This is a genomic window from Micrococcus sp. LASM2_SD2, from assembly GCF_057364565.1.
In genome coordinates, this window is record NZ_JBNFOB010000063.1 from 1 (window position 1) to 9981 (window position 9981).

Sequence of the window (9981 nt, forward strand, 5' to 3'; positions counted from 1 at the left end):
ACCACCGGCGCCCAGCCTCGCGAGCGCGCCGTCGTCGGGGTCCGGTCCGCTGGCCTCAGGGCAACGGGGCGGAGGATCACCAGGTGATCTCCTCCAGGTCCTTGCCGGTGGCCGAGGCCTCGGCGGACTGCCACTCCTTCACGCGCTCGGGGTCCTGCAGGGAGAGCCACTGGATCACGTCCCGGTGGGTGGTGCAGTAGGTGTCCGGCTCGCCGCAGACCTCGGACATGAACTGCTCCACGGCCGGGTTGAACGCGTTGTCGTTCCACCCGTTGAAGTGGTTGCCGAGCACCAGCGGGGCGCGGTTGCCGGCGTAGGCCGAGGCGTACATGTACCGGTAGGTCTCCAGGGCGGCGTCGTGCATCACCTGACGCTTCTCCGGCTCGTCCTTCGCCCCGTTGATCTTGGCCCAGAAGTTGTAGTCCATGGCCGTGACGATGGGGGAATCGTCGCCCTCCTTCGCCGGGCTCTCCGGTCCGTCGAAGGCGGGGGAGAACACGACCGGCACCTCGAACTGCCAGATGCCGTCCTGCGAGTAGGGCCAGTGCACCCCCGTGCCGAGCGTGGAGGAGCGGGAGGTGTCATAGGTGATGCCGTGCTTCTTCCAGGCCGGCACGATGTCACTCCACTTGCCGTCCAGGCAGGGGAGGCGACCGCCGCGGATCGAGTCCGGCTGCACCTCGAGGGTCGGGAAGTCGGAGTCGTAGTCGTTGTTCTCCCGGTAGTTCGCGAGGAAGTCGAAGAACTGGTCCAGCTCGTGCTCCCAGTCCTCCGGGCTCCAGGTGTCCGCGCCGTCCTTCGAGGCGGCACAGATGTGGCCGTTGTAATGGGTGCCGATCTCATGGCCGCGGGAGTTCGCCTGGTTCAGGTCCTGCACCAGCTGCGCGATCGACGGCTCGTCCGGGTAGAAGTCCACGGCGGCCTGGCCCGGCTCGTGCTTCGGTGCCTGGTAGAGCTCGCGGTTCGCCTCCTCCACCAGGTAGATGCCGGTCAGGAAGACGGTGAAGCGGGCGTCGTGCGGCTTCGCGGCCTCCATGAAGGTCTGCCAGCGGTCGTGCCAGCCGCCGCCGTCAAAGGAGACGAGCACGAACTGCGGCGGTTTCTCACCCTCCTCGAGCTTCTCCATGGGCACGTTCGAGGGGACGGTGCGCCAGGACTCCTCGTTGGGCGTCTCGGAGTTCTCCGGCATGGGCTCACGCGGGATCGGGGCGACGCCCTCCTCGGAGGCCCGCTTCCACTTCTCCTCGTCCGAGAGCTCCTCCCCGGGCTTCTCCTCGCCGTCGGAGGACTCTCCACCGGAGTCCTCGCCCTCGTCCGCAGGGTCACCGGGCTCCCCGTCCTGACCGTCTTCGCCGGATTCCCCGCCCTGGCCGTCCTCGGCCGGGCCGGAGACGGACCGCTCCGGGGCCGGGGCCGCCGACTCGGTGTCCTGCTGCGGGGACTGGCATCCGGTCACGGTCAGGGCCAGTGCCGCGGCCAGGGCCCACCAGCGGTGGCGGGACGGCGTGGCTCGTGCTGCCGGGGACAGTGACATGGGCGCTCCTCGTCTCGGGTCCACTGCGGAGGACGCCCACCGGGCACTCCTCCACCTTCCATTGTGCCCCTGGTGGAGGGAGATCGTCAGGTGCTGTCCGCCCGGAGCAGGGTTGCCGGGGACGCCTAGACTGGAGTGCATGGAGTATCTGGTGCCGGCCCTGGCCGTGGTGGTGATCGGCGCGCTCGTGGCGGGCGTGGTCGTGTGGCTCGGCAGGCGTCCGAAGCCCGAACGCCGCCCCGCGGCGGCCGGTGGCCCACCGGCGGCGTCTCCGTCGAGCGGGCACGGCACGCCTCCTCCCTCCTCTCGGAAGACGCCCATCGAAGCGTCTACGGGCGCATCGCCACCAACCGGCCGATGGAGGCCGTCACCGAGTACCGGCGGGTGACGGGGCGGTCCCTGCGCGACTCGATGGTGGACGTGCAGTCCCTCGCCGCCTACCCGCAGGTCTACACGCTCCCGCAGGAGGACCCCCAGCAGGACGGCGGCGAGCAGCGTCCGGACCCTGCCGTGGGTGAGGGGCCGGAGGCCGCGGAGTCGCCCGTCGGCCGGCCCGCGGACCGGGGACCCGGTGCGCCCCGGGGCCGCAGGTGACGAGACGGGACGGGCCGAGGACGAGGCCCCCGTCGAGGCGGAGACCGCTCCGGGGGTCGGACCGGACACCGCCGAGTCCGCTGCGGACGAGGACGCCTCGGCCACCGAGCACGGCGAGTCGGTGACCGGCCGTGACGGTGCGCCCACCCGTACCGGGGGTGAGCCGTCCGAGGACGGGAACCGGCCGTCGTCGGACGCAGGTGCCGTCACACGCGGGCAGGACGGCCCCGAGCACCCCGAGGCACCTGCGCTGCCGGAGCTGCCCGCCGACCTCATGGTCCCGGCAGAGTGGTCGGCCGAGCCCGCCCCCGAGGACCGGCCCTTCGAGGTCGAGGTGATGCGCGGAGACGGCACCGTGCACCTGTCCTCACGTGACCTTCCGCCCTGGCTGCGCGACCAGCTGTCCGCCATGATGCGCGACGGCAACCTCGAGACCGCCGCCGTCCAGCTCTCCACCCACACCGAGCTCTCCGTCCCCGAGGCGTTCGAGCTGCTGCGCCGGATCCAGGAGTCACGCGGCCAGTGAGCCGCCGGCCGGGGCCGGACCTCCCGGCGGCCCCAGGCGGCACGCGCCGACTGCCCTGTGACCGGTTCGCGACCGCTCGTCGCGCCGCTCGGACAGGAGGAAGGGCCCCGGAACCGCATGGTTCCGGGGCCCTTCCCTTGCGCGGACACGGGGGGATTTGAACCCCCGGCCCGACTTTCGCCGGGCCCTTCATTAGCAGTGAAGTCCATTCGGCCGCTCTGGCACGTGTCCACGTCTGTCCAGATGAGGGACGGATCCCTCGGACGGACCACGCCAGCCTACCGTGTCCGGGCGGCCCCGATCAAAGGTGGCCCGCACTGGAGGGGGCGGAACACGGCCCGGCAGCGGACGCGGGACAGCCCCCGCACCGAGGCGGTACGGGGGCCGTCCCGTGGGTCGGGGGAGCGACGACGGCCACTCGCCCCAGACTGCCAGCTCTGGTCAGCGGCGGGTGCCGTCCTGGTCGCCGAAGCGGTCCTGGGCGCCGCCGTCGACGTCGTCCATGCGCTCCTCCACGACATTGTCGTCCTCGCCCTCCAGGACGACGCGCTCGCGCTTGACGGGGACCTCCACGGTCTCGGTGGCGGTGTACACCTCGCGGCGCAGACGCAGGCCCTGGGTGCCGCGGCCGTCGCGGCCCTGGACGGTGTGGTCCTGGGCGCCGCCGTCCACATCGCCCAGACGGTCGCGGTCCAGGTCGCGGTCGTCCCGGCCGACGCCCTCACGCTCGTAGTCGCGGCCCAGGCCGTCACGGTCACGGTCACGGTCCAGCAGACCGTCACGGTCGTCGTGGCGGCGGTCGGTCAGACCATCGCCGTCGCGGTCACGGTCCAGCACGCCGTCACGGTCGTCGCGGCGGCCGTCGAAGTCCTGGTCACGGCGGTCGTCGTGGCGGTCTCGGCCCAGGCCGGCACCGGCGGCACCGGCGGCACCGCCGGCCAGGGCCGCGTTGCGGCCACGGTGGTCGCGGTCGTCGTCGATGCGGCCGTCACGGTCGCGATCCACCAGACCGTCGCGGTCGTCGTGGCGGCGGTCGGACAGGCCGTCACGGTCATGGCCGCGGCCACCCTCGTAGTCCATGGAGTAGTACTCGTAGATGCGCTGCTCCTCCTCCGGGGTGAGGTTCGCGTCGGCGTCCACGTTCGGGGCGTCCTTCACGAAGTCCTTCTCGAAGGGGACGGTGACGCCGCCCTCGGTCGCCTGGGCCTTGTCCAGCGGGACGAAGGTCTCCTTGGTGCCGAACAGGCCGGTCTTCACGGTGACGAAGGTGGGCTGCTCGGTCTGGTCGTCGAGGTAGACCTGGCCCACCGAACCGATCTTGTCGCCCGAGGTCGAGTAGACGGTGGCGTTCTGCAGCTGCTCCAGCATGGTGCGATCCATGGTGTGCTCCTTCTCTGGTCTTGCGTTGTGTCGCGTGGTCGACGAGCACCTTTCCGGCTCGTCTTGGTCCCGACACTTCACCCCCCGTCCGGACCGGCGCAACCTCCGGGCGGCGAATCGCCCGGATTCCCAGGTGGTGATCAGCTTTCCACGGGGCGGAACCACAGGCTCGACAGATGGTTGAGGTCGCCGGTCCGGACCCGCGCGGCCCGGTCCGCGTCCCGCGCCCTTCAGTACCCTGGACACCGGAGAGAACCGCATCCGCCCCACGCCTGACGAAGGAGAGCCGTGCCCCAGCCCGCCGCCACCTCGCCCCTGCGACTCGTCCTGGTGGGCGGGGGCCCACGCGGGGTCATGGTGCTGGAGCGCCTCCTGGCCCGTCTGGAGTCCCGCGATCCCGCCGCGCCCCACCGTCCGCTCGAGCTGCACGTGGTGGACCCGTACCCGGTCGGGCCGGGCAAGGTGTGGCGCACGGACCAGTCCGAGCTCTACCTCATGAACACACCGTCGTTCTTCCCCACCGCCGCGGCGGCGGACAACCCGGGGCTGCGGCCCTCGACCGCCGCCCAGTCCTTCGACCAGTGGCGTCGGGTGAACCCGGAGGCCTCCCTGGGCGTGGAGCGGAACCAGTATCCGGCGCGGGCGGTCTACGGCCGCTACCTGGCCGAGCTGTGGTCACATGTGGCCGGTGCCCTGCGGGGCCGAGACGAGGTCCTGTCCCTCACGGAGCACCGTGCGGAGGCGACCTCGCTGCGCCACCGGCCTCAGGGCGGCGTGGTCCTGACCCTGGATCCGGTGGACGGGTCCGGTGAGGAGACCCTCGAGGCGGATACGGCGGTCCTGGCGCTCGGGCACCAGCGCGCCCGCCTCAGCACGCACCAGGCCCGCCTCGCGGAGGCCGCAGCCGAGCATCCGGGCCTGCACTACCAGGGCCCGCAGATCCCCTCGGACGTGGACTGGCGCAGCATCGAGGCCGGGGTCGACGTCCTGGTCCGGGGCATGGGCCTGAACGCCTTCGACATCCTGGCCCAGCTCACCCAGGGCCGCGGCGGAACCTTCCACCGCACGGGCGACCAGCCGGGCCGTGCCCTGCGCTACGAGCCCTCGGGCCGGGAGCCGGTGCTGCACCTGATGTCCCGCCGCGGCATCCCGTACCTGCCCAAGGCGGAGGTCACCTCCTTCGTCCCGCACGGCGTGAGCCTGTCCTACCTGTCCGACGCCGCCGTGCAGGCTCTCCTGGACCGTCACGGAATCCTGGACCTGGACGACCACATCTGGCCGCTGCTGCACCGGGACGTCGTGCGCCACTACTACGCCACGATGGCGCGCACGCAGCCGGACATCCTGGGAGGTCCGGTCGCGGCCCGCCGCTTCCTGGGCGAGCTCGTCGCCCTGCTGGACGACGCTGGCCGCGGCGCCCCGGTCACGGCCCGCCACGCGGAGGAGGTGCTCCAGCGCTATGCGCCGGACCGGCGCTTCCTGGACATCGTGGCCTATGCGGACCCGTACCGCGACGACGTGTTCGACACCCCGGAGGAGTACCACGAGCAGGTCGCCTCGCTCCTGGAGCAGGCGTGTGTGGAGGCCGCGCTCGGCGAGGACTCCCCGTTCATGATGGCGATCGGCGCCCTGCACGCCGGCCGGCTGCGGATCAAGCAGTGGATCGCGGAGGGCAAGGTCACGGAGTCCTCCCGGCTCAAGGACGTGCAGGCCTGGTTCGAGCCGCTCGTGGAGGGCCTGTCCTCCGGTCCGCCGCGCTGGCGCGTGGAGCAGATGCTCGCGCTGCACCGTGCCGGGCTCCTGGACTGGATCGGCCCGCTGCCGGCGGTCGAGGCGGACGACGCCGGGTTCCGCGCCCGCAGCCCGAAGGTGGGCGACGAGCACGGTCAGGGGCCGGCGACCTTCTTCGGCTCCTGGCTGGTGGAGGCCATGATGCCGCCGAACCGCGTCCAGGCCGGTTCCTCGCGGCTGATGCGCCAGCTGCTCGCGGAGGGCATCGCCGCGGTCGGCACCTCGAGGACGCGGACGGCGCACTCCAGCCGGCCACCGGATTCGACGTCACCCCACGTCCCCACCGGCTCCGTTCCGCAGACGGCACCGTGGACGAGGACGTCTTCGTCCTGGGCCTGCAGCTCTCCGGCGTGCAGTGGGGCACGGCGATCGCCGCGGAGGCCGGCCAGGACCCGGCCGGCCGGGCGATGAGCCTCGGGGACGCCGAGGCGATCGCCGCCGCCCTGCTCGAGCACGCCTGACCCGGTCCGGGGAGGCGCCCCCGACGACGGCTCCTCGCCCCGTGCGCGTCGCTCACCCCTGTCCTGTGCCCGGGCACGGACGCGACGACGCTCCGTCACCTCCAAGGTGACGGAGCCGTCGTCGTGGGGTGCGGAAGCCCGCGGACGTCAGCGGGCGCCGGTGAGGCGGCGGCGCATCATCAGCAGGGCGCCGGCGCCCAGGGAGCCGAGGGCGGCCAGGGACCACGCGGCCTCGCCGCCGGTCTGGACCTTGGTCGGCTTGGTGTGCTCGCCCTTGTCCACGCCGTGGCCCTGGCCCGGGTGGTCATCGCCCTTCTCCGGGCCGTGGCCCTGGCCCGGGTGCTCCGGGTGGACCGGGTGCTCCGGGTCATGCGGGTCGGCCGGGCCGTTGCCCGGGTGCTCCGGGTGCACCGGGTGCTCGGGATCGGTCGGGTCCGCCGGGACCTCCGGGTCGGCCGGGGTGCCCGGCTCGCCCGGCTGGTCGCCGGCGTCGGAGGCGGTGACCTCGAGGGGCGTGGCGGACCACGGTGGTGGTGCCGTCCGCGTAGGTGACGGTCATGACGAGCTCGCGCCGGCGCGCGGTCTCCGGGGCGGTGATGCCGGACAGGGCGACGGTCTCGTCGCCGTCGGCGTCCACGGTGCCGAGCTCGACGGCCTCGCCGCCGGCCGGCTGGAAGGCCACGGCCACGGAGGAGACGGCCGGGGCGCCGTCGGAGTCGATCATCAGGTCGCCCAGGGTCAGGGCGATCTCCTCACCGGCGGCCACGGTGGCCGGGGCGTCGGTGACGGACACGCCCTTCTTGGCGTAGTCCGGGGAGACGGCGCCCTCCTCGGCGGCCTGGGCCTCGGCGTAGTCCTGCAGGGCTGCGGCGTCCACGAGGCCGATGTTGTGGAAGTTCTCGCGTCCCTCGGCGAAGGCGGTGTAGCCGTCGGGGGCCTGGGACGGATCGCCGGCGGCGACCCACGAGTCGTCCGCGAGGAAGGACAGGGTGGCCACGGTGTACATCCGGTCGTCGTCCACGGCCTCGCCGTCGATCCACACGCCGGTGACCTTCTCGCCCTGCGGGCGGGACTCGTCGTAGGTCCAGGTGAGGTTCTCGGACCAGCCGAGGTTGAACTTCTTCTCGCCGTCGCGCCAGTTCTCCTCGAGGGCCTTGCGGATCGAGGAGCCGGGGATGTCGAAGTAGACGAGGGTGTTGCCGAACGGGGCGACGTCCAGGATCTCGCCGAGGGTCAGCTTGCCCACCAGGTCGGACGGCTTCGGGCCGAAGTCGCCGGAGTTGGTGAACATGTCCTCGATGATCTCGGAGCGCAGGCCGCCCGGGTTGGTGACGCCCAGGTCGACCTCCGGGCCGGCGGCGGCCACGGTGTGCTTGAGGCCGTCGGCCACCCAGTTGCCCAGGGTGGTCTCGGCGGTGCGGGACCCGCCGGCGCGCCAGGTGCCGCCGGCGGCGAGCACGTCGGCGTAGTCGGTGGTCAGGGAGCCGTCCAGGTCCGCGACGACGGTGGACTGCTTCTCCTCGAACACGGCCACGGCGTCCTGCTCGATGGCGTAGACCTCGGCGGTCACCGGGGACTCGGCGGCGGCCTCGGCCGGGTCCTGGGTGGAGCGCTCGATCAGCTGCTGCTCCACGCCGGAGACGGTGTCCGTGGCCGGGTCGTAGGTCAGCTCGACGGCGGCGAGGTGGGAGCCGGAGGAGCCGGCCTGCATGACCGGGCGGCGCACGCCGTCCAGGTTGGTCTCATAGCTGTAGAGCTGGTGCGAGTGGCCGTTGAAGACCATGTCCACGTTCGCCGAGGTGTCCTCGACCATGCCGCGGAAGGTGCTGTTGCGGGCCATCTCGTCCGCCAGCTCGCCGGAGCCGGAGGCGCCGTCGTGGTAGGACGCCACGATCACGTCGGCCTCGCCGTTCGCGGCCAGGCGGTCAGCCACACCGTTGACGGCGTCCACGAGGGCGGTGACCTCCATGCCCTGCAGGCCGGCCGCGGTGGTGGTGGAGTAGAGGTCGTTCGGCACGGCGCCGATCACGGCCACGCGCACGCCGTTGACGTCGAACACCTTGTGGGAGGTGAGCACCGGCTCCTTGGACTGCGGGTCCACGAAGTTGGCGGCGATCACCGGGAACTGGGCGCGCTCGGCCACGCGGCCGGTCAGGTCGTCCAGGCCCTTGTCGAACTCGTGGTTGCCGGCGGTGAGGACGTCCAGGCCGAGGGCGTTCATCACGTCGATGGTCGGCAGGTCCTGCTGCACGTTGGACACGGAGGCGGAGGCGCCGATCAGGTCGCCGGCACTGGTGAGCAGCGTGGAGTCGGTGCCGTGCTCGGCCTCGAAGGCCTTGCGGTAGTCCTCGACGGTGTCGGCGAACTGGGTGCCGGCGTAGTCCGCGGACAGGGCACCGTGGAAGTCGTTGAAGGACAGGATGGAGATCGTCTTCGATCCCTCGGAGGTCTCGGCGGCCATCGCGGGGGCGGTGGCGCCGGTGCCAGGACCAGGGTGGCGCAGGCGGCGGTGGCCGCGGCGCGGCGGCGGAAGAAGTATGACACGGGATGTCTCCTCATGCCCGGGCGGGTGGGGCGCCGCGGGCCTCGTGCGGATGCGGGTGATGCGGCCGGACGGTCGCCGGGCGCATGGACCGATCTGATCACTGCCAGTTTTCGTCCAGGTGAACACGATGTGGGTCACACATGTCCGTCCGCTGTGATCTGAGACAGGCCCGCGTGTGACGTCCGCCATGTCGGCGGGCCGGGCCGGCCCTCAGGGTCGCCACGGGCGAGGAGACGACGACGGCTCCGTCGCCTGCGGAGGCGACGGAGCCGTCGTCGGGGGTGTCAGCGGATGGTGAGGGATTCGAACCCTCGGTACGGGGTCACCGCACACCGGTTTTCAAGACCGGCTCCTTCGGCCGCTCGGACAACCATCCCCGTCCCCGTGCCGGGCGGACCCGGCGGGGCGTCCGTCCCACTCTACCCACGCATGACGATGCGGGTCCGCCTGCCTTGAGGGCCCCGGGCGGCACGGGGGAAGATGGGACCCGCCCGGAGCGACCGCCCGGGCCCGCCCCGCACCCAGGAGGACAGACGCATGACGGCACCCACCACCCGCGGCACGGACGTGAAGGCGACGATGCGTGCGGTCCGGTGCGACGGCGCCGGCGGCACGAGGTGCTGCGCGTCGTGGAGGAGGCCGTGCCGGTGCCGGGGCCGGGCGAGGCCCTCGTGAGGGTGGCCGCCGCCGGCGTGAACCGTGCGGACGTCATGCAGCGCCAGGGCGACTACCCGCCGCCGCGGGGCGAGTCCGAGGTGCTCGGCCTCGAGGCCTCCGGAGTGGTGGCCTCCTTCGGCCCCGGCGCCGAGGGGCAGACCGCGCTCGCCGTGGGGGACCGCGTCTGCGCGCTGCTGGCCGGCGGCGGCGCTGCGGAGTTCGTCTGCGTGCCCGTCGGCCAGCTGATGGCGGTCCCGGAGGGCATGTCCCTCACGGACGCCGCGGCCTTCCCCGAGGTCGCCTGCACGGTCTGGACGAACCTGTCCGAGCGCGGTGCCGTCTCCGCCGGTGACGTGGTGCTGGTGCACGGCGCCTCCGGCGGCATCGGCTCCTTCGCCGTGCAGTACCTGCGCGCCCTCGGGGCCCGCGTGTTTCGCCACGGCCGGCGGGCCGGAGAAGTGCGCCCGCGCCGAGGGGCTCGGTGCGGAGGCCG

The 9981-nt window shown here is 72.6% G+C and carries 8 protein-coding genes and 2 tRNA genes; 4 read left to right on the forward strand and 6 right to left on the reverse strand.

Annotated features, from left to right (window positions below; all coding sequences use genetic code 11):
• Positions 1-76 precede the first annotated feature (76 nt).
• Complete coding sequence (locus AC2W7A_RS05250; RefSeq protein WP_485990425.1) at positions 77-1534, reverse strand: polysaccharide deacetylase family protein; 1458 nt, start codon at positions 1532-1534, stop codon at positions 77-79.
• Positions 1535-1891: 357 nt separating this feature from the next.
• Here AC2W7A_RS05250 and AC2W7A_RS05255 point away from each other — a divergent pair, with 357 nt between their 5' ends.
• Complete coding sequence (locus AC2W7A_RS05255) at positions 1892-2128, forward strand: hypothetical protein (protein ID WP_485990426.1); 237 nt, start codon at positions 1892-1894, stop codon at positions 2126-2128.
• Complete coding sequence (locus tag AC2W7A_RS05260) at positions 2106-2654, forward strand: hypothetical protein (RefSeq protein ID WP_485990427.1); 549 nt, start codon at positions 2106-2108, stop codon at positions 2652-2654. The genes AC2W7A_RS05255 and AC2W7A_RS05260 overlap by 23 nt, the downstream gene beginning before the upstream one ends.
• Before the next feature lie 142 nt (positions 2655-2796).
• Here AC2W7A_RS05260 and AC2W7A_RS05265 read toward each other — a convergent pair.
• Positions 2797-2885 (reverse strand) — tRNA-Ser (locus AC2W7A_RS05265).
• A 210-nt stretch (positions 2886-3095) separates the two neighbouring features.
• Positions 3096-4034 carry a PRC-barrel domain-containing protein gene (locus AC2W7A_RS05270; RefSeq protein ID WP_485990428.1) on the reverse strand — a complete coding sequence of 313 codons (939 nt, stop codon included), beginning with the start codon at positions 4032-4034 and terminating at the stop codon, positions 3096-3098.
• Positions 4035-4322: 288 nt separating this feature from the next.
• Between AC2W7A_RS05270 and AC2W7A_RS05275 the strand changes: the two genes are divergently transcribed.
• Positions 4323-6236 (forward strand): FAD/NAD(P)-binding protein, encoded by a 1914-nt coding sequence (locus AC2W7A_RS05275; RefSeq protein ID WP_485990429.1) that lies wholly within the window; start codon positions 4323-4325, stop codon positions 6234-6236.
• A gap of 197 nt (positions 6237-6433) precedes the next feature.
• Here AC2W7A_RS05275 and AC2W7A_RS05280 read toward each other — a convergent pair whose 3' ends face one another.
• The 3 genes from AC2W7A_RS05280 to AC2W7A_RS05290 form a co-directional block, all read right to left on the reverse strand.
• Complete coding sequence (locus AC2W7A_RS05280) at positions 6434-6697, reverse strand: hypothetical protein (protein WP_485990430.1); 264 nt, start codon at positions 6695-6697, stop codon at positions 6434-6436.
• A complete protein-coding gene (locus AC2W7A_RS05285) occupies positions 6654-8747 on the reverse strand; it encodes a bifunctional metallophosphatase/5'-nucleotidase (RefSeq protein ID WP_485990431.1) in 2094 nt (697 codons plus the stop codon). The genes AC2W7A_RS05280 and AC2W7A_RS05285 overlap by 44 nt, the downstream gene beginning before the upstream one ends.
• Positions 8748-9119: 372 nt before the next feature.
• Positions 9120-9207, reverse strand: a tRNA-Ser gene (locus AC2W7A_RS05290).
• Positions 9208-9460: 253 nt separating this feature from the next.
• Here AC2W7A_RS05290 and AC2W7A_RS05295 point away from each other — a divergent pair.
• On the forward strand, positions 9461-9981 hold a 521-nt coding region (locus AC2W7A_RS05295), incomplete at its 3' end, for an alcohol dehydrogenase catalytic domain-containing protein (RefSeq protein ID WP_485990432.1).

Excerpts from the sequence above, each read along its gene's own strand:
- AC2W7A_RS05270 (WP_485990428.1), bottom strand. The coding sequence starts at position 4,034 with ATGGATCGCACCATGCTGGAGCAGCTGCAGAACGCCACCGTCTACTCG.
- AC2W7A_RS05285 (WP_485990431.1), bottom strand. The coding sequence starts at position 8,747 with ATGGCCGCCGAGACCTCCGAGGGATCGAAGACGATCTCCATCCTGTCC.
- AC2W7A_RS05255 (WP_485990426.1), top strand. The coding sequence starts at position 1,892 with ATGGAGGCCGTCACCGAGTACCGGCGGGTGACGGGGCGGTCCCTGCGC.
- AC2W7A_RS05250 (WP_485990425.1), bottom strand. The coding sequence starts at position 1,534 with ATGTCACTGTCCCCGGCAGCACGAGCCACGCCGTCCCGCCACCGCTGG.